Source organism: Sphingomonas radiodurans (assembly GCF_020866845.1).
Classification (GTDB): Bacteria; Pseudomonadota; Alphaproteobacteria; order Sphingomonadales; family Sphingomonadaceae; genus Sphingomonas; species Sphingomonas radiodurans.
The window spans coordinates 1,263,768-1,282,344 of record NZ_CP086594.1 but is presented as its reverse complement, the minus strand read 5'-3'; the positions used below and the strand labels follow the sequence as shown (position 1 = coordinate 1,282,344).

The 18,577-nt window shown below is 67.1% G+C and carries 17 protein-coding genes; 4 read left to right on the top strand and 13 right to left on the bottom strand.

Annotated features, from left to right (window positions below; translation table 11 throughout):
- Positions 1–121: 121 nt before the first annotated feature.
- The 4 genes from topA to LLW23_RS06190 form a co-directional block, all read right to left on the bottom strand.
- Complete coding sequence (gene topA, locus LLW23_RS06205; RefSeq protein ID WP_228947896.1) at positions 122–2,689, bottom strand: type I DNA topoisomerase; 2,568 nt, start codon at positions 2,687–2,689, stop codon at positions 122–124.
- A gap of 218 nt (positions 2,690–2,907) precedes the next feature.
- The gene (locus LLW23_RS06200) at positions 2,908–3,261 is read right to left on the bottom strand and encodes a hypothetical protein (RefSeq protein ID WP_228947895.1); all 354 of its coding nucleotides are present in this window, start codon (positions 3,259–3,261) and stop codon (positions 2,908–2,910) included.
- A gap of 10 nt (positions 3,262–3,271) precedes the next feature.
- Positions 3,272–4,627 (bottom strand): cytochrome P450, encoded by a 1,356-nt coding sequence (locus tag LLW23_RS06195; protein WP_228947894.1) that lies wholly within the window; start codon positions 4,625–4,627, stop codon positions 3,272–3,274.
- Between the two features lie 29 nt (positions 4,628–4,656).
- Positions 4,657–5,445 (bottom strand): glutathione S-transferase family protein, encoded by a 789-nt coding sequence (locus tag LLW23_RS06190; protein ID WP_228948487.1) that lies wholly within the window; start codon positions 5,443–5,445, stop codon positions 4,657–4,659.
- Between the two features lie 311 nt (positions 5,446–5,756).
- On the opposite strand from LLW23_RS06190, the gene LLW23_RS06185 reads away from it, so the two are divergent.
- Complete coding sequence (locus tag LLW23_RS06185) at positions 5,757–6,068, top strand: DUF805 domain-containing protein (RefSeq protein WP_228947893.1); 312 nt, start codon at positions 5,757–5,759, stop codon at positions 6,066–6,068.
- Between the two features lie 112 nt (positions 6,069–6,180).
- Here LLW23_RS06185 and LLW23_RS06180 read toward each other — a convergent pair whose 3' ends face one another.
- Positions 6,181–7,263 carry an aldo/keto reductase gene (locus LLW23_RS06180; protein WP_228947892.1) on the bottom strand — a complete coding sequence of 361 codons (1,083 nt, stop codon included), beginning with the start codon at positions 7,261–7,263 and terminating at the stop codon, positions 6,181–6,183.
- 78 nt (positions 7,264–7,341) lie between these two features.
- On the opposite strand from LLW23_RS06180, the gene LLW23_RS06175 reads away from it, so the two are divergent.
- Entirely contained in the window at positions 7,342–7,971 is a 630-nt protein-coding gene (locus LLW23_RS06175; RefSeq protein WP_228947891.1) for a TetR/AcrR family transcriptional regulator, read from the top strand.
- A gap of 23 nt (positions 7,972–7,994) precedes the next feature.
- On the opposite strand, the gene LLW23_RS06170 is transcribed toward LLW23_RS06175, so the two are convergent.
- The 8 genes from LLW23_RS06170 to LLW23_RS06135 all read right to left on the bottom strand — a co-directional run bounded on the left by LLW23_RS06170 (position 7,995) and on the right by LLW23_RS06135 (position 16,421).
- Entirely contained in the window at positions 7,995–8,522 is a 528-nt protein-coding gene (locus LLW23_RS06170) for a redoxin family protein (RefSeq protein WP_228947890.1), read from the bottom strand.
- Positions 8,519–10,477, bottom strand: a complete 1,959-nt coding sequence (locus tag LLW23_RS06165) for a heme lyase CcmF/NrfE family subunit (protein WP_228947889.1) — start codon at positions 10,475–10,477, stop codon at positions 8,519–8,521. Before LLW23_RS06165 ends, LLW23_RS06170 begins: the two co-directional genes overlap by 4 nt.
- Positions 10,478–10,684: 207 nt before the next feature.
- Positions 10,685–11,977: an amidohydrolase family protein gene (locus LLW23_RS06160; protein ID WP_228947888.1), complete on the bottom strand. Its 1,293-nt coding sequence runs from the start codon at positions 11,975–11,977 to the stop codon at positions 10,685–10,687.
- Entirely contained in the window at positions 11,974–13,395 is a 1,422-nt protein-coding gene (locus LLW23_RS06155; RefSeq protein WP_228947887.1) for an amidohydrolase, read from the bottom strand. Before LLW23_RS06155 ends, LLW23_RS06160 begins: the two co-directional genes overlap by 4 nt.
- A 255-nt stretch (positions 13,396–13,650) precedes the next feature.
- Positions 13,651–14,214, bottom strand: coding sequence for an ATP-dependent protease subunit HslV (hslV, locus tag LLW23_RS06150; RefSeq protein ID WP_270049253.1), 564 nt, complete (start codon positions 14,212–14,214; stop codon positions 13,651–13,653).
- A gap of 100 nt (positions 14,215–14,314) precedes the next feature.
- Positions 14,315–14,722 (bottom strand): holin family protein, encoded by a 408-nt coding sequence (locus LLW23_RS06145; protein ID WP_228947886.1) that lies wholly within the window; start codon positions 14,720–14,722, stop codon positions 14,315–14,317.
- A gap of 12 nt (positions 14,723–14,734) precedes the next feature.
- Positions 14,735–15,271, bottom strand: coding sequence for a glycoside hydrolase family 108 protein (locus LLW23_RS06140; RefSeq protein ID WP_228947885.1), 537 nt, complete (start codon positions 15,269–15,271; stop codon positions 14,735–14,737).
- A gap of 172 nt (positions 15,272–15,443) precedes the next feature.
- Positions 15,444–16,421, bottom strand: coding sequence for an NAD-dependent epimerase/dehydratase family protein (locus LLW23_RS06135; protein ID WP_228947884.1), 978 nt, complete (start codon positions 16,419–16,421; stop codon positions 15,444–15,446).
- A gap of 106 nt (positions 16,422–16,527) precedes the next feature.
- Between LLW23_RS06135 and LLW23_RS06130 the strand changes: the two genes are divergently transcribed.
- Positions 16,528–17,352: a tryptophan 2,3-dioxygenase gene (locus LLW23_RS06130; protein WP_228947883.1), complete on the top strand. Its 825-nt coding sequence runs from the start codon at positions 16,528–16,530 to the stop codon at positions 17,350–17,352.
- A gap of 29 nt (positions 17,353–17,381) precedes the next feature.
- On the top strand, positions 17,382–18,575 hold the full coding sequence (gene kynU / locus LLW23_RS06125) for a kynureninase (RefSeq protein WP_228948485.1): 1,194 nt from the start codon (positions 17,382–17,384) through the stop codon (positions 18,573–18,575).
- The last annotated feature ends 2 nt before the right edge of the window (positions 18,576–18,577 follow it).

Sequence of the window (18,577 nt, the reverse complement as noted above, 5' to 3'; positions counted from 1 at the left end):
GTTGATAACGAACCGTTTTTGACGCGCCGGGTAAGAGGAGCGTCTCACTGGGGGACGATGGTCTCGGTGAGACACCGCCCTTCCCCCAGCCCCTTCCACAAGGGGAGGGGAGCAGGCTGCGCTACTTCTTTGCCGCAGCCTTCTTCGGTGCGGCTTTCTTGGCGGGCGCTGCCTCGGCTGCCTTGGCTGGTGCCGCCTTCTTCTTCGCTGGCGCTTTCTTCTTCGCCGGCTTGCCCTTCGACGGCATTGCGGCGCGATCGTCGATCAGCTGCGCGGCTTCCTCGAGTGTCAGCGCATCAGGCGCGATCGTCTTGGGCAGCGTTGCATTGGTATCGCCGTCGGTGACGTACGGGCCGTAGCGGCCTTCCATCAGCTTGATCTCCGCCTCGGTGCGCGGATGCTTGCCGAGCACCTTGAGCGGCTCGCGCGAGCCGCGCTGCGGGCGTCCGCCGCCGGCTGCTGCTTCGGCGAGCTTCACGACCGCGGCGTTCATGCCGGTCTCGAACACGTCCATCGTCGCGCCGAGCCGCGCATATTTGCCGTCATGCTGCAGATACGGCCCATAGCGCCCAATCGAGGCGACGATGTCGTTGCCCGTTTCGGGATGCTTGCCGATCGTGCGCGGCAGGCTGAGCAGCTTGAGCGCCATTTCGAGATCGAGTTCGCCGATATCCTTTGGGATCGAGGCGCGCTTGGCTTCCTTGCCGTCGCCAAGCTGGATGTACGGCCCGAAGCGCCCTGATTTGCGCTCGACCGGCAGGCCGGTTTCGGGATCTTGGCCGAGCTGTTCGGGCTCGCCACTGTCGCCAGACTCGCCGCCGACTTGGGCGAAACGGCGCGTGTATTTGCATTCGGGGTAGTTCGAGCAGGCGATGAACGCGCCGTAGCGGCCGCCACGCAGCGCGAGCCGTCCGTCGCCGCAATTCGGGCATAACCGCGCGTCGCTGCCGTCTCCCTTGTCGGGGAACAGATACGATTCGAGGAAGACATCGAGCTGTTCGGTGACTTCGCTCGGCTTGAACTCCATCACCTCGGCGGTGCGCGGCTTGAAATCGCGCCAGAAGCTCTCAAGCACGGTCTGCCACTGCGCGCGCCCGCCCGAGACGTCGTCGAGCTCGTCCTCGAGCCCGGCGGTGTAATCGTAGCCGACGTAGCGTTCGAAGAAACGTTCGAGGAAGGCCGTGACCAGACGGCCCGATTCCTCGGCGAAGAAGCGGTTCTTCTCGACGCGGACGTAGGCGCGGTCCTTCAGCGTCTTGATGATCGACGCGTAGGTCGACGGGCGACCGATCCCCAGTTCCTCCATCCGCTTGACCAGCGACGCTTCGGAGAAGCGCGGCGGCGGCTGGGTGAAATGTTGCTCGGCGTCGACCGACTTGATCGCGGGTGAATCGCCCTCGCGCAGCTTCGGCAGCCGCTTGGCATCCTCGTCGGCACTGTCGTCCGACCCCTCTTCGTACAGCGCGAGATAGCCGGGGAAGAGCACGACCTGGCCGGTCGCACGGAGCATGTTGCGGCCCGTGCCGTCGGCGAAATCGACCGTCGTGCGCTCCATCCGCGCCGACGCCATCTGGCTGGCAAGCGCGCGCTTCCACACAAGATCGTAGAGCCGCGCGTGATCGCCTGACCCGACCTTGTCGCGCGAGAAGTCGGTGGGGCGGATCGCCTCGTGCGCTTCCTGCGCATTCTTGGCCTTGGTCTGATATTGTCGCGCCTTGTCAGGTACATAACTCGCGTCGTAGCGCTTCGCAATCGCGCCGCGCGCGGCATCGATCGCGCTGCCGTCCATTTGCACGCCGTCGGTGCGCATGTATGTGATCGCGCCATCCTCGTAGAGTTGCTGCGCGATCCGCATCGTGTGATCGGCCGAGAAGCCGAGCTTGCGCGCCGCTTCCTGCTGCAACGTCGAGGTGGTGAAGGGCGGCGGCGGGTTGCGCGTCGCGGGTTTTGTTTCGACGCGCTCGACCGCGAAGCGGCCGGCCTCGACCGCCGCCTTGGCCGCGAGCGCATCGCCCTCGTTACCGATCGTCAGGCGATCGATCTTCTTGCCGTCCCATTGCACCAGCCGCGACGTGAAGGGCGTGCCGTCCTGCTCCATCGCGGCGGTGACCGACCAATATTCCTGCGCGCGGAAGGCCTCGATCTCGCGTTCGCGGTCTACGATCAGACGCAACGACACCGATTGGACGCGGCCGGCGGATTTCGCGCCGGGGAGCTTGCGCCACAGGACGGGCGAAAGCGTGAAGCCGACCAAATAATCGAGCGCGCGGCGGGCGCGATAGGCGTCGATCAGGTCGGTATCGAGTTCGCGCGGATTCGCCATCGCGGTCAGCACCGCGGCCTTGGTGATCGCGTTGAAGGTGACGCGCTGGACGTCCTTGGGCAGCGCCTTGCGCTTGGCGAGCACTTCCTGGACGTGCCAGCTGATCGCCTCGCCCTCGCGATCGGGATCGGTCGCGAGGATCAGCCGATCGGCGCCCTTTGCGAGATCGGCGATTGCTTTCAGTTGCTTAGCCTTGTCGGCGTAGTTTTCCCATTCCATCGCGAAGCCCGCATCGGGATCGACCGAGCCGTCTTTCGGCGGCAGATCGCGGACATGGCCGTAGCTCGCGAGAACGCGATAATCCGAGCCGAGGTATTTCTCGATGGTCTTCGCCTTGGCGGGCGATTCGACGATGACAAGCTGCATTGGGGCCTAACTAGGATGTCTTACTCGTATGCGCGAGGGTGAGCGGCGGTTCGAGCCGCCGTCAAGCAGATGCTGAATCTGCGGGTGGCGCATGCGCGGGGTGTTTTCGGGGGAGGGCGGCGGCAAACCATATCCGAGCGACACCGAGATTCCGAGATCGGCGGGGTGAGTTCCGCCGCTGGCGGGGGACGCGGCCATGCGCCCCCCCGCGTGGTGACTTATCGCCGCGGCGTGGCGCGCCAGGCGAGGAAGAAGCCGAGCCCGAGCGCCAGATCGATGATGGCGAACACCAGGACCAGCGCCGCGACCTTGCCCGCCGCGAAGAGCAGGACGGCGGGAACGCCGAACGCGAGCTTCTCGGCCACGCCCGGCAGCATCAGCAAGCGATAGCGCGCCGGATCGCCGCCGATCACCCAGAAGACGAGCTGGAACGCGCTTGCGGTGCCGATGAAGGCGTATGCCACCAGCTCCGCCCCCGCGGGCTGCGGAAGGAGGAACTGCGGCAGGAGCGCGACGAGGCCGTAGATCGCGGCGATGCGGAACCAGAAGCGGACCCAGCGGGGTGCATTCATGCTGCCACCCTCACGCGGCCTGCGCAGCCCGTTCTGGCGTGAATTCGACTTCCAGGCGGCGGACGGCGTGGACGAAATTGTTCGGCGCGATATCCATATCGCCGGTCCAGCGGATGTCGGGGAAGCGGGCGAAGATCTGGCGATAGGCTTCCTCGAGCTGGAGCTGCGCGGTCATCCGGCCGATGCAGATGTGCGGGCCGTAGCCGAAGGCGATGTTCTTTTCGGCATTGGCGCGGCCGATGTCGAAGCGGTCGGGATCGGGGAACATCGCCGGATCGCGGTTGGCCGCGCCGTAATACATGATCACCTTTTCACCCTTGGCGATCTTCTGCCCTTCGACCTCAGTATCGACGGTGGCGGTGCGACGCATGTAGATGACCGGCGAGACCATCCGGGTGATCTCGTGGACGGCGTTGGTCAGCAGGCTGCCGTCGGCCTGCAGTCGCGCCTTCTGGTCCGGGTGCTCGGTGAACAATTTCATCGCGCCGGAAATCGAATTGCGCGTCGTATCGTTGCCCGCGAACACGATCAGCAGCCACGCGCCGTCGAGATACGGATCGGGCAGCTGATCGCCCTCGACCACCGCATTGGCGATCGCGCTCATCAGATCGGGCTGCGGATCGGCGCGGCGCTTGGCGATCATGTGCCGGCCATATTCGAACATCTCGGCGACGTTCTTGTTGAACATCTCGATGAAGGCGAGGATCTGCGGGCTCATCTCGCCGCCGCCGGCGAGTTGCTCGGCCTGTTCGGTGGCGACCTGCTGCGCCATTTCGAGGAAGTGGATCCAGCCGATGAACCGCTCGCGATCCGAATGCGGCACGCCCAGCATTTCGCAGAGCGTGAAGATCGGCAGCCGCTGCGAGAATTTCTCGACCAGATCGCATTTGCCGAGCGGCGCCATCGTATCGAGCAGCCGAGTCACTTCGCCCGACACGCGTTCACGCAGCGTCTTGATATAGGTCGCGGTGAAATACGGCATATGTTCGCGGCGCATCTCTCGGTGCGGGCGGCCATCGAGGTTGATCATCGAATTGGTCGAGGCGGAGAACAGCGTCGGATGGCGCGTTTCCTGCGGCCCGAGCGCCATCAGGATGCCGCCGGTTTCCGAGCTGAACGTCTTGGGATCGCCGTTGATCTGCTTCACGCCCTCGAAGCTGGTCGCGGCCCAGAAGCCGACGCCGCCGCGCGGCATAGGGTGCCACATCAGCGGCGCTTCAGCGCGCATCCGGGCGAAATCGTCCCACGGCTGGCCCTGCGTGAAGCGCTTGATGTCGATGAGATCGACGCCGGGAACCGTGGGATAGGCCTGGTCGAACGTCGGGCCGGCGCGGCCTTCGACGATGTGGTCGCTGACGAGATGCATCGTGCTGTTTTCCTGTGAAACTTGTGGGATCAGGCGAGATCGGGGGAGAAGCGGATATTGTCCTTGGCCATGCCTTGCGTGACGACCTCGAGCCCGCCCGACTTGATCATCCATTCGAGCCGGTGATCGCGATATTCGCGCTTGAAGAGGCCCTGTTCGAGCAGCTTGGCGACATCGCCCATGCCGCCCGAGGTGGCGACGGCTGCCGCCTCCACCGTCGTCGCGCGCACCGACGGCCGGGCGTTGGCGCGGGCGAGCCAATCGGCGAGTTTCGATCCCGCCTCGGGTGGCACGCCGTGACCGGCCGAGCCGTTGATATAGGGCACGACCGACAGGTCGCCCCAGCCGAAGGCATCGCCATTGAACCAGGTGCGATCACCCAGCGCGCGTTCGAGCCAGGCGTGATAGCCGCGGATCTGCGTGGCGGCCTTGTCGGCCAGCGAATCGCCGAGCGGGCCTTTCGCGCGGCCGAACCAGCGCAGTTCGGAGAGGCCCCAATTCACGGCTTCGAGATGCGTATCGACGACGTCCTCGATCATCCGCACGCGGGCGCGATCGGCAGGGGACGCGGGCAGCAGCGCGGGTTCGGGCCAGGCATCCTCGATATATTCGAGGATGATCGTCGAATCGAAGATGCTGACATCGTCGTGGATCAGCGCGGGCACTTCGGCGCGCGGGTTGGCGGCGACGAAATCGCCCGCGGCGCCGCCGACGCCGATCCCGCCGGGAACCGCGGTCTCGAATGCCACGCCCTTTTCGCGCAGCGCGATCTTCACCTTCTGCGCATATGGCGACAGCGGGTGATCCCAGAGTGTCACGGCCAAGCTTCGGCCCTCCCCATAACTTTTGTTCTGGTGGCGACGCTATGCGGGTGCGGTGGCGGAATCCAGTGTTAATCGACCAGGATTGGCGCCGAACCAATGGCACGTGGCGCGGCGCCAACAGCGCCGGCAAGTTGGCACGCTGCCGATTCGTCGTCTAAATTCCGATAGTTGGTTGTCCGGCCCTACGCTCTGTGGCGTTTCAGCTAGCACGACGCTGCGACGGAGAAATGATTTTGAATTCGATGATCATGCCCATCTGCCGGTACGCCGATTTCGCGGGAAGATCCGGTCGGCGCGAATACTGGATGTTCCAGCTTCTCCTCGCCGTGATCTTCTTCGTCGTGATGCTCGTTCTTGTTTCGACGGGCGGCCAGCGGGCGCTGGAGAACCGGTTCACGACATGGGCCGGGTTCGCCTTGTTGCCGCTGATCGTGCCGCTGTTCGCGGTGACGGTGCGGCGGTTGCACGACCTGGGCTTGCGGGGATGGTGGCTCGCGCTGTTTTTCGTGGGTGGTGCGATCCCTGCCATCGATACTATCGCGGCGCTGGCCTATCTGGTCGTGATGGCACTGCCCGGCTCGCGCAAGGCAAACCGCTTCGGACCGAGCCTGCGGTAGCGAGGCGCTATGGCGATCAACGCCAATGCGGGCGTAAGGGGTTGCCGTGGCGCCCCGAACGCGTCACGGCCTTTTCGTGACTTCCCCCAATCATTCATGTCCGGTGGCGACCTTATGGCTGTTCGCTCCAGCCGCTGACATCGTGTCCGCCAAAGATCATCCGGCGGACGAAGGGTTGCGTCAGTGATGCGCTGAAGCCGGCTGCCGGCGCGCTGGCCGTGTCGAGGCGCTGCATTTGTTCGGCGTCTAGGTGGATGTCGGTGGCGGCGATGTTGCTTTCGAGTTGCGAGACCTTGCTCGCGCCGATCAGGGTCGACGTGACACCGGGGCGGGCCAGCGTCCACGCGAGCGCGACCTGCGCCGCGGGGCGATCGAGCTCGACTGCGATTGCCTTCAGCACGTCGAGGATATCCCAGTTGCGATCGACGAACTTGCTGTCGCCGAACGGGTTCGCGCCGCTCAGGCGACCGGTGTCGGCGGTGTTTCCGCGTGCGTATTTTCCGGTGAGGAAGCCGCCCGCGAGCGGGCTCCACGGCATGATCCCCATGCCGCCCTCGCGCGCCGCGGGGAAATGCTCGCCCTCGACGTCGCGCGCGACCAGCGAATATTCGAGCTGCAGCGCGATCGGGCCGGGGACGCGGCGCTCGGTGGCGATCGTTGCTGCCTTCATCGCGAACCATGCGGGCATGTCGGACAGGCCATAATAGCGGATCTTCCCCGCGCGCACGAGATCTCCGAGCGTCTGGACGATCTCCTCGATGGGCGTCACGCCGTCCCAGATGTGCATCCAGTACAGGTCGATGTAATCGGTGCCGAGCCGCTTGAGCGAGGCGTCGAGCGCGCGGTGGATGTTCTTGGCCCCGGCGCCGCCCGCGTTCGGGTTGCCGCGGCCCGGCGTCGTCGCGGCCAGCGGGCTTGCGGAGCCGTTGAAGGCGAACTTGGTGGCAAGGACGAGGTCGTCGCGGGCATTACTGTCGGTGATGAAGCGGCCGACCAGCGCCTCGCTCTCGCCCCCTGAATAGATATCCGCGGTGTCGATGAAATTACCGCCCGCCTTACGGTATGCATCGAAGATCGCGCGAGATTCTGCTTCGTCAGCGCCCCATTCGCCGGGCCCGAAGGTCATCGTCCCCAGCGCGAGCGGGCTGACGACGAGGCCGGAGCGGCCGAGCGTGCGGTAATCGGAGAGGGGCATGTGTAAGTTTCCTAGCGTTCGATATGAAAGCCATGCTACCTCTGATTGGGACCGTCAACCTTTTTCCGAGCGATCACTATGAAATATTCGAGCATTGCTGATCCGTCGCGCCGCAAGATCGGCCGGCCTTTGTCGTTCGATCGCGAGGCGGCACTCGAACAAGCGATGCTGACCTTCTGGCGGCATGGCTATGAGACGACCTCGATCGTCGATCTCACCACCGCGATGGGGGTGACGGCGCCCAGTCTGTACGCGGCGTTCGGCGACAAGAAGCGCCTGTTTCTGGAGGCGGCGCGCCGCTACGCCGGCGACCAGGAAGCGGCTGCGCGGGCGATCGACGATGCGCCAAGCGCGCGTGATGCGGCCCGCGCGATGCTGATGGGCGCGGCGGTTACCTATACGGGGGACGCGACCCCGCCCGGCTGCCTGCTCGCCAGCGCGACGGCGAGCGGCTCCGCCGCCTCCGGCGATGTCCAGCGCGCGATCGCCGCCATCCGCGGATCGCTGGCCGCGAGCCTCGAGGCACGGATCGATCGCGACGTGGCGAGCGGCGTTCTTCCGCGCGAGGCGAATGCCACCGCGTTGGCCGGGCTCGTCATGGCGGTGGCGCAGGGCATGTCGGTTCTGGCGCGTGATGGGGCGCCGCGCGACGCGCTGCTGGCGATTGTCGAGACGGCGATGGATGCGTGGCCGCAGGATGTTGATTGACGATTGCCGCGACAGTCTCGCGCCTACCGCGCGTCGCGCCACGCCTTTGCCAGCGCGGCCACGTCGTCGTCGCTGATGACGCCGACGTGCTGTTTCACCACGACGCCACGGCCGTCGATCACGAACGTCTCGGGGACACCCGCCGAGCCGAGCGCGAGCTGGACGCGGCTGTCGCGATCGTCGCCGATGCGGGCGTAGGGGTCGCCGTTGCGCGCCAGGAACGCGGCGAGCTCGGGGCCTGTGTCGCGGACGGCGATGGCGTCGATCGGGATGCCCTGCGCCTTCAGCTTCATCAGTTGCGGCGCCTCGACGATGCACGGCATGCACCAGCTGGCGAAGACGTTGAGGAGGCGCGGCTGCCCGGTCTTGAGGTCGGCGATCGCGAGGCCTGGCTTGCCGGACACGATCGGCGGCAGCGCGAAGTTGGGCACCGGCTCGCCGTTCATCGCGGAATAGACGGTGCGGTCGTTGGGGTGGCGCAGCTCGCGCGCGGCGAACACCGCGACGATCGCGAACAGCGCGAGCGGCAGCCACAGCAGCCAGCGGCTCACGCGCCCCAGGCCTCGCGATAGGCGGCGGCTCGCTCGGCCTCGATCGCGCGGCGCTTCTGTCGCCGGTCACGCAAGGCATGGCCGGCGATCGACAGCAGGCCGCCGAACGCGATCAGCGCGCCGCCGAACCAGATCAGCGTTACCCATGGCTTCCACCATAGCCGCAGCTGCCAGCGGCCGCGCGCGTCGGACTGGCCGAGGACGGTGTAGAGCTGGCCATCGGGCGCGGTGAGGATCGCGCTTTCGTTGGTGGTCGTGGGCGGATTGGCGAAGAAGCGCGATTGCGGCTTGAGCAGCAGCGCAGGCGCCTCGCCGCGCTGTACCTCGAGCCGGCCTTCGAGCGCGGTCCAATTGTCGCCGATCACCGGGCGGATACCGCGCAGCACGACGCGCCACGGGCCGACCCGCGCGGGCTCGCCGATGGTGGCGGCGACCAGCGTCTCGCGCGTGAAGGCGTTCGACGCGGTCATGCCGGCGAGGCTGACCGCAATGCCGAGATGCGCGACGACCATACCGTAGACGAACAGCGGCGTGCGGAGCAGGTTGCGGCCGAACAGCGGCGCGACGCTCGCCACTGCCAGCCCGGCGGCCAGCGCGAGGCCGAGGAGCGCGAGGATGGTCATCGGGCCGGCGAGGGCGATGAGCGACACGGCTGCGAGCGCCGTTGCGGCGATCGGCAGCGCCATCCGCTTCAGCAGCGCGCGCGCGTCGTCGCGGCGCCAGCGCAGGAGCGGCCCGGCGGCCATGATCGCGAACAGGACGAGCGCGATCGGGCCGGCGGCTTTTTCGAAGAACGGCGGGCCGACCGAGAGCTGCGTGCCGAACGATGCCGCGACGATCGGGTAAAAGGTGCCGATCAGCACGACGCCGAGGATCACCGAGAGTAGGAGGTTGTTGGCGACGAGCGCGCCTTCGCGGCTCACCGGATCGAAGGTGGTGCCGGCGCGGACGGAACCGATGCGGGTCGCGAACAAGGCCAGCGCGCCGCCGATGTAGAGCGCGAGGAGGATGAGGATGAAAGTGCCGCGCGAGGGATCTACGGCGAAGGCGTGGACGCTCGTCAGGATCCCCGAGCGGACCAGGAACGTGCCGAGCATCGACATGCTGAATGCGACGACCGCCAGCATCACCGTCCAGGCGCGCAGGCCATCACGGGTGGCGAGCACGCTGACGCAGTGGAGCAGCGCAGTCGCGGCGAGCCAGGGCATCAGCGAGGCGTTCTCGACCGGATCCCAGAACCACCAACCGCCCCAGCCGAGCTCGTAATAAGCCCAGTAGCTGCCGGCGGTGATGCCGAGCGTGAGGAAGATCCAGGCGCCGAGCACCCACGGGCGCATCGCGCGCGCAAAGACCGGGCCGACATCGCGCGTGATCATCGCGCCGACCGCGAACGAGAAGGCGACGGAGAGCCCGACATAGCCGGCGTAGAGCGTCGGCGGGTGGAAGGCGAGGCCGGGATCCTGCAGCAGCGGGTTGAGGCCCTGACCGTCGGCTGGCGGATCGAACAGCCGCGCGAACGGGTTCGAGGCGAAGAGCAGGAAGGCGTAGAAACCGAGTGCGATCGCCGCCTGCGCGCCGAGCGTGGCGGTGAGCGTACGTTCGGCGAGGCGACGCTCGAGCGCGGCGACCGCGGCGCCGGCAAGGCCGAGGATCGTGACCCACAGCAGCATCGAGCCTTCGTGGTTCCCCCATGCGCCGGCGAACTTGTACAGCCACGGCTTGGCCGAATGGCTGTTCGCGACGACCAGCGCGACCGACATGTCCGACGTGAGGAAGACGCGGATCAGCGCTGCCATCGCGAGTAGTGCCAGCGCGCCTTGCACGATCGCGACAGGGCGGACGGCGGCGGCGAGCGTGTCGTCGCCCCGATGCACGGCGAGCGCGGCGAGCGCGAGCTGCATCAGCGCGAGCGTTGCGGCGAGCCACAGCGCGATGAGGCCGGTTTCGGCGATCATGTTTCTTGCTCCCCGGTGAAGGCCGGGGCCCAGTTACGGCCCGCTTGCGACTGGGCCCCGGCCTTCGCCGGGGAACGGCGGGGGGCGGTGCTTGCGGTAGCTACCTCGTCATGCCGGGCCTGTCCCGGCATCCACCGTGCCGCGCACCCTGCGCTGATGGCCAAGCGGCGACGTGGATGCCGGGACGAACCCGGCATGACGCAGGTCTCAGCGCTCATAGGCTTTCGGCAACGCGCCTTCGGTGGGCACGAGATAGCGGTCGCGCAGCGCGCGCTGGCGTGAGCGCATCGGTTGCGCGCGGCCGTCGATCCAGACGGCGGTGGGGGCGGAGGAGAGTTCGAGCGGGTCGCCGTCCCACAGCACGACGTCTGCACGACGGCCGGCACGAAGCGAGCCGAGCTCGCCGTCCATGCCGAGCGCTGCCGCCGGGCCGGAGGTGATCGCGGCGAGCGCCTGGCCCCAGGTGAGGCCCGAATGGCCGGGCACGCGGCTGATCGCAACGAGGTTGCCGGCGAATTGGCGCAGATTATGCTCGCCGCCGCTGGCGCCAGTCGAGGCGAGGCCGACGGTGACGCCGGCGGCGCGCATGCGGCCGACGTTCGACTCGGTTGCCGCCAGCGATTCGAACTGTGCGGGCAGATCGGCGAGCGCGGCGGCGATGACGGGGACGCGCGCCGCGGCGATTTCGCGCGCGACCATCCAGCCTTCGCTGGCGCCGGTCAGCACCAGCTTGAGCTTGGGATACTCACGCGGCAGCGCGAGCACGGTCAGGATGTCGCTCGCGCGCTCGACATGAACGACGAGCGGCGTGGTGCCGTCGAGCACGCGCAGCAGCGCCTGCGCGTCGCCGCGCTTGACCAGCGAATCCTTCTCGCGGCCACCGAAGGCGGCCGGGTTGCGGCGATAATCCTCTGCCTGCGCCAGCGCGTCGCGGAGCATGGCGTAGGCGGCGGGGCGGCTGCCGCCGGCGAGCCGACCGCCGGCTTCGCCCAGCTCGACGAACTGGAAGGCGCGTGGGCGGGTGACGGCGTCGGGATCGTCGCCGAGGTCGATCACCGCGCCCTGGCCGGCGAAGATCGAGTTCGATGCCTCGGGCGCGATCAGCGCGCGGGTGACGCCGCCGAGGCGCTCGTTGGCGATCTTCACTTCGGCTGGGTTGATCGCCACCGACACGTCGAGCGCGGCGTTGAACGGCGCGGTTCGCGCGCCGGAATCATTGCTTTCCTGAACGCCAGCGGCGTCGGTGATGCCGAGATCGCTGAAGCCGGCGACGAAACCGGGGGCGACCCACTTGCCGGTGCCATCGATTACTTGCGCGCCGGCGGGGACCGCGACGCCTGCGCCGGCGGCGACGATGCGGCCGTTCTGGAAGACGACGGTGCCATTCTCGATCGGTGCCGAGCCGTCACCGGTCGCGACGGTCGCGCCTGTGATCGCGACCGTTTGTGCCGCCGCGGGGCTGGCCAGCATCGTGGCGAGGAGGAGGAACGCCCGCTTCACTTAACGTCTCCCGAGCCGGGCTGGCCGAGTTCGAAATCGCTGACGGGGCGGCGTTTCGGATCGTTCGCGTCGTAGAGCAACGCGCCATCGATCCAGACGCGTTCGGGGCGGGTGTAGACGCTGAACGGATCGCCATTCCACAAGACGACGTCGGCCATCTTGCCGGGCTTGAGGCTGCCGGTCTTGTCGGCGATGCCGAGCGCGGTGGCAGGGCCGAGCGACAGCCACTTCCACGCGACTTGCGGCGCGATGTCGATCCCGGCGTGGCGACCCGAGGCGAGCACCTTGGCGACTTCCTGGTTCAAGCGCTGAATGCCGTTTTCGTCGTCCGAATGGATCATCGCGCAGGCGCCGGCGCGCTCGAGGATCGCGAGATTCTCGCCGATCCCGTCGTAGCTTTCCATCTTGAAGCCGTACCAATCGGCCCAGACGGCGGCGCAGGTGCCGTTGGCCTTCAGGATGTCGGCGATCTTGTACGCTTCCACCGCATGGTGGAACGCGATGACCTTGTAGCCGAATTCCTTCGCCATATCCTCGACGATCGCCATTTCGTCGGCGCGATAGCAGTGGTTCTGGATCAGGATTTCGCCCGCGAGCACGCCGCGGAGCGTGTCCATGCCGATGTCGCGATCGGGCATGTCGCCGCCGTCGGCATCGTATTTGTCCCACTTGCGACGATAGCTCTGCGCCTTCGCCCAGGTGGCGCGATCGACCGCGACATTGCCCATGCGGGTGGAGGGCTGGCGACCCTTCGAGCCGTAGACGCGCTTGGGGTTCTCGCCGCACGCCATCTTGAGGCCGTAGGGCGCGCCGGGGAATTTCATCGCCTGCATCGTGCGGGCGTAGACGTTCTTGAGGACGACCGAGCGGCCACCCATCAGGTTCGCCGAGCCGGGCAGGATCTGCAGCGTGGTGACGCCGCCATTGGCGAGCGCGCGGCTGAAGCCGGGATCCTGCGGCCAGACGCTGTGTTCGGCCCAGACGTCGGCGGTGATCGGGCCGGTCGCCTCGTTGCCGTCGCTGTGCGCCTGCACGCTGGGGGTGGGATAATCGCCGAGGTGGCTGTGGATATCGATGATGCCGGGGGTGACCCACTTGCCGGTGCCGTCGATCACTTGTGCGTCGGTGGGGGCATCGACTGTTTGACCGACGGCGACGATCTTGCCCTCGGCGAACAGCACCTGTCCATTGTCGATCCGGCCGCCTTCGCCGTCGTAGATGGTGACGTTGCGGACGACCGTCGGGACGCCGGGGTAGGCGCGGTAGGTGCTGGCGTAGGGATCGCGGGAATAGGGCTTTGGCGGCGCCTTGGACGAGGCGGCTTTGGGACGGGCATCGCCTTGCGAACAGGCGATCAGCGAAAGCGCGGTGGCGCCGGTCGCCAGCCAGCGAACGACGGCGGAAGTGCGAGAGATCATGGGGTGGTGATTGGACGCGGGGAGGGCGGATGACAAGCGGTTAGGGGTTGCCCGGGATCAGGGGAATGACTCGACCGATCCTCCCCTCATCGTTTGCCCTGAAGAGGTGCCGAGCGGAGCGAGGTGCCGTCTCGAAGGGTATGCGCGCCACATGCTTCGAGACGGCACTTCGCCTGCGGCTCAGCACCTCCTCAGCACGAACGGGGGAGGGGCAGAGCGGGGCGCGTGGGGGTGGGTGCGAGTGCGGTGGGGGATTTAGCTCGAGCTGTCGAGCGTCTCCACCACCAGCCGGTCATTGGTGTAGACGCATACTTCGGCTGCGATCTTCATTGCCTTGCGGCAGATCGTTTCGGCGTCCTGTTCGTAATCGACCAGCGCGCGGGCGGCGGCGAGGGCGAAGTTGCCGCCTGAGCCGATCGCGGCGATGCCGGCTTCGGGCTCGAGCACGTCGCCGTTGCCCGTCAGGATCAGCGACACGTCCTTGTCGGCGACGATCATCATCGCTTCTAGGTTGCGGAGATATTTGTCGGTCCGCCAGTCCTTCGCGAGCTCGACCGCGGCGCGCATCAGCTGGCCCTGGTGGCGTTCGAGCTTGGCTTCGAGCCGCTCGAACAGCGTGAAGGCGTCCGCGGTCGCGCCGGCGAAGCCGGCGATCACCTTCGCCTCCGGGCCGAGCGTGCGCACCTTGCGGGCGTTGGGCTTCATCACCGTCTGCCCCATCGAGACCTGGCCGTCGCCCGCGACGACAACCTTTCCGCCGCGGCGCACCGAGAGGATGGTGGTGCCGTGCCACACCGGCATGCTGTTATGTTCGCTCATGCGGCGGGATATGGTGACCCCGCCCGGCGGGTCAACGACCGGGCGGAGACACGGGCTTGTTGGCGCGAATGTTGAGGAAGTTGAGGCTATCGTCGGTTTCTCACCGCACCTTGGCTTTCCCCCATTCGCGCGCGACGGTGTAGCCCAGATATCCGGTGCCAAAGAGCGCGTAGAGCGGCTCGGGTAGGCCGGCGAGATAGGCGTTCATGCCGCGCGCGATCGCCTCCGCCGTTTCCGGGCGAATTGCGGCGATCAGCCCCATCGGGATCGACCACAAGAGCAGCGCGTACATGACGTAGAGGAAGCTTGGCCGTGCGCGGCTGGTCCAGGGATCGGTGGAGCCGGCCTCGGCCAGCACGCCGGCTATCTGCGCCTTGATCCGGTCGAGTTCCTGCGTGCCTTCCAGCCGCAGCAGTTCGAGCTTTGCCGCCTCGCGCGCCTGGGGATCGGGGATGATCTTGTCGATCAGCCCTGCGACGGGGCCGATGATCGCATCGAGCAATGCCATGTCGTTTTCCCCTTAACCGAGGCGGTTCGCGAGCCAGCCGTAGAGGAACGCCTCGTTGGCCGGGCGGCGCTCGGCGAGGCTGAGGTAGCGTTCGCCCTGAAGCGCCTCGATCGCCTTGAGCAGCACGGTCTCGCCGGCGGGGGCGCGATGCGCGAGGAAGCCGTCGAGCGCGGCGAGCGTCTGCGCGCCGATGCGGCCATCGAGCAGCACGTCGGCATAGTCGCGCGCGCCGCGGTTAAGCGCGTTGAGCGCGCGCTGGAGGAAGGCGACGGCGACCGCCGGCCCCATGTTGACGCCGGTGTCGAACAGCTCCGCCGCAATGGCCGGTGCGCGCGTGGCGACCTGATCGAAGCGTGGGCGGTGCCAGTAGATGCGGCGGTAGATCGCGGCGGCGGCTTCGCGCGCGAAGTGGCGCATGTCGCCGGTGTAGCCATTGGCGCGCGCGACGGCTTCGGTGATGCCCCAGCGCGTGGCGCCGCCGCGGTCGGCGGGGTGGTGGCTGTAATTTCCTTCGCGGTCGATGACGGCGTCGATCAGGTCGTCGATCAATGTTCCCTCCTGTATTAGAACAGAACAGGAACATACGGGTTGGGGGCGATGTAGGACAGGCGCGTGCGATCGTCATCCCTGCGCAGGCGGGGATCCATAGGCGCTGCTGGTTGCGATAGCGCCGAGAGGTCAGGGCGTATGGATTCCCGCCTTCGCGGGGATGACGGCTGCTTTATTCGAAGCCGGTGTAGCTCTTGAACCACTCTACGAACCTTGGGATGCCGACTTCGATCGGGGTGGTCGGGGCGAAGCCGTGGTCGCGCGCGATGGCGGTGATGTCGGCGTAGGTGGCGGGGACGTCGCCGGGCTGCATCGGTTCGAGGCTGCGGATCGCCTTGATGCCGATCGCGTCTTCGAGCACGTCGATCATCCGCAGCAGCTGTTCGGGCTTGTTGTTGCCGATGTTGTAGACGCAGTGCGGCGGGGCCTTGCCGTCATCGGCGGGCGGGCTGTCGGTGACCGCGACGACGCCCGCGACGATATCGTCGATGAAGGTGAAATCGCGGCTCATGTCGCCGTGGTTGAACACGCGGATCGGCTTGCCCTGCAGGATCGCGTCGGTGAACAGCCATAGCGCCATGTCCGGCCGGCCCCATGGGCCATAGACGGTGAAGAACCTGAGTCCCGTCAGCGGCAGGCGGAAGAGATGGGCGTAGACGTTGCCCATCAGCTCGTCGGCCTTCTTGGTCGCGGCGTAGAGCGAGATCGGCGCGTCGACGCGGTCGTCCTCGGCGAACGGCAGCTTGGTGTTGCCGCCGTAGACCGAGCTCGACGATGCGTAGCTCATCGAGACGAGGCCGTCGCACCGCCGCGCATATTCGAGCATGTTGACGTGGCCGACGAGGTTCGACTGCACGTACGCCTCCGGGTTGGTGATCGAATAGCGCACGCCGGCCTGCGCGGCGAGATGGATGATGTGGGTGATCGGCTGCGGTGCGAGCGCGGCCTTGAGCGCGGCGGCGTCAGCAATATCGACTTCGGCAAAGGTGAAGTTGGGGTGCGCGAGCGTCGCGAGGCGGTCGCGTTTCAGGTGGACGGGATAGTAATCGCTGAGGTTGTCGATCCCGATCACTTGTTCGCCGCGATCGAGCAGCCGCTGGGCGACCGCGGCACCGATGAAGCCGGCAGCGCCGGTGACGAGATAGGCCATCTTCCTGTTACTCCGCGATCGCTTCTGACGGGTAGCTACGCGCGGATAGGTAGTGAAGTAGTTCACAGGTTTCGCGTGAACCATCGTTGCGCGTACACCGCCGCTTATGGAAACCCGCGAGACCGATCACCCCGCCCCACCACGAAGCGGACCGAGCTACACCAGCTATCTCAAGCTGGACGAACTGCTCAAGTGCCAGGCGCCGCTGTCCGACACGCATGACGAGATGCTGTTTATCGTTATCCACCAGGCGTCCGAGCTGTGGCTGAAGCTGTGCCTGCACGAGCTGGACGCGGCGCGCGCGGCGATTGCGGCGGACCAGCTCGATACCGCGTTCAAGATGATGGCGCGGGTGGCGCGGATCCAGCAGCAGCTGATCGGCAGCTGGGAAATCCTCGCGACGATCACCCCGGCGGATTATTCGGCGATGCGGCATGCGCTGGGCGGCAGCTCGGGGTTTCAGTCGCATCAGTATCGCGCGATGGAATATCTGATGGGCAACAAGAATGAAGCGATGATCGGCGTGTTCGCCGATGCGCCGCACCTGCAGGCGGTGCTGGCGGACGCGCTGCATGCGCCGAGCATCTACGACGAGGCGCTGCGCGCACTGGCGCGGGCCGGGCTGCCGGTGCCGGAGGATCGGCTGACGCGCGATTTCACCAAGCCCTATGAGACATCGGCGCAGGTCGAGGCGTGCTGGGGCGACGTCTATGCCGCGCCGGAACGCTATTGGGATCTGTACGAACTCGCCGAGAAGCTGGTCGATCTGGAATATCGCTTCCAGCTGTGGCGGTTCGGGCATTTGAAGACGGTGGAGCGGGTGATCGGGTTCAAGCGCGGCACGGGCGGCACGGCGGGGGTGCCGTATCTCGCCAAGGTGATCGACCAGGTGTTCTTTCCCGAATTGCTGACGGTGAGGGCGGTGCTGTGAGCTGGCCGACGCTTGACGACGTACGCTCGATGGATGCCGCCGATCCGCTGGCGCAGTGCCGCGCGCGGTTCGTGCTGCCCGAGGGGGTGATCTACCTCGACGGCAATTCGCTCGGCGCGCTTCCGGTGGCGACCGCGGGGCGGGTGGCCGAGACGGTCGAGCGGCAATGGGGCACTGACCTCATCGCGAGCTGGAACACGCATGGCTGGATCGACGCGCCGGCGCGGCTGGGCGCGCGGATTGCACCGTTGATCGGGGCGGGGGCGGACGAGGTGATCGTCGCCGATTCGACCTCGGCGAACCTGTTCAAGCTGCTCGTGGCGGCGTGCGAGGCGCGGTCGGGGCAATCAACGATCCTGACCGAGGCAGGGAATTTTCCGACCGATCTGTATGTCGCGCAGGGCGTTGCGGCGACGCTGCCGGGGCGGCGGGTGCATGCCGCCAGCGATGTGGCGGCGGCGATCGACGCGGATACCGCGGTCGTGCTGCTGACGCACGTCCATTACAAGAGCGGCGCGATGCTCGACATGGCGGCCATCACCGCGGCGGCGCAAGCAGCGGGCGCGCTGGTGCTTTGGGATCTGAGCCATAGCGTCGGGGCGATCGAGATCGACCTGAACGGGTGCGGCGCCGATTTGGCGGTTGGGTGCGGGTATAAATATCTCAATGGCGGGCCGGGGGCGCCGGCGTTCCTGTATGTCGCGCGCGCGTTGCAGGAGGGGCTGCAATCGCCGCTGACGGGCTGGATGGGGCATGCGGCGCCGTTCGACTTCAGCGACGATTATGCCGCCGCGCCGGGGATGAAGCGCTTCCTGTGCGGGACGCCGCCGATCCTGGGGATGGCGGCACTGGAGGCGGGGCTCGATACGTTCGACGGCGTGACGATGGATGCGGTGGTCGCGAAGAGCCGCGCGCTGAGCGCGTTGCTGATCGCGGGGATCGATGCGCGTTGCCCGGCGCTCACGCTCGTGTCCCCACGCGATGCGGCGGTGCGGGGGAGCCATGTGAGCGTGGCGCACGACCATGCGTGGGAGATCTGCCAGGCGCTGATCGCGCGCGGCGTGGTGGGCGATTTCCGCGCGCCGGACGTGCTGCGACTGGGGCTTACGGCGCTGTATACGTCGTTCGAGGATGTCTGGCGCGCGGTGGAGATCATTGCCGACGTGCTGGCGCACGAAAGCTGGCGTGATCCAGCCTACGCGGTGCGCGCGGCGGTGACCTGAGC

Bases quoted from the DNA above. Each gene is read 5' to 3' on its own strand.
- LLW23_RS06165 (WP_228947889.1), bottom strand. From the start codon at position 10,477: ATGATCGCCGAAACCGGCCTCATCGCGCTGTGGCTCGCCGCAACGCTC.
- topA (WP_228947896.1), bottom strand. From the start codon at position 2,689: ATGCAGCTTGTCATCGTCGAATCGCCCGCCAAGGCGAAGACCATCGAG.
- hslV (WP_270049253.1), bottom strand. From the start codon at position 14,214: ATGAGCGAACATAACAGCATGCCGGTGTGGCACGGCACCACCATCCTC.
- LLW23_RS06130 (WP_228947883.1), top strand. From the start codon at position 16,528: ATGGAAACCCGCGAGACCGATCACCCCGCCCCACCACGAAGCGGACCG.
- LLW23_RS06185 (WP_228947893.1), top strand. From the start codon at position 5,757: ATGTTCCAGCTTCTCCTCGCCGTGATCTTCTTCGTCGTGATGCTCGTT.
- kynU (WP_228948485.1), top strand. From the start codon at position 17,382: ATGGATGCCGCCGATCCGCTGGCGCAGTGCCGCGCGCGGTTCGTGCTG.
- LLW23_RS06200 (WP_228947895.1), bottom strand. From the start codon at position 3,261: ATGAATGCACCCCGCTGGGTCCGCTTCTGGTTCCGCATCGCCGCGATC.
- LLW23_RS06135 (WP_228947884.1), bottom strand. From the start codon at position 16,421: ATGGCCTATCTCGTCACCGGCGCTGCCGGCTTCATCGGTGCCGCGGTC.
- LLW23_RS06175 (WP_228947891.1), top strand. From the start codon at position 7,342: ATGAAATATTCGAGCATTGCTGATCCGTCGCGCCGCAAGATCGGCCGG.
- LLW23_RS06195 (WP_228947894.1), bottom strand. From the start codon at position 4,627: ATGCATCTCGTCAGCGACCACATCGTCGAAGGCCGCGCCGGCCCGACG.
- LLW23_RS06155 (WP_228947887.1), bottom strand. From the start codon at position 13,395: ATGATCTCTCGCACTTCCGCCGTCGTTCGCTGGCTGGCGACCGGCGCC.
- LLW23_RS06180 (WP_228947892.1), bottom strand. From the start codon at position 7,263: ATGCCCCTCTCCGATTACCGCACGCTCGGCCGCTCCGGCCTCGTCGTC.
- LLW23_RS06145 (WP_228947886.1), bottom strand. From the start codon at position 14,722: ATGGCATTGCTCGATGCGATCATCGGCCCCGTCGCAGGGCTGATCGAC.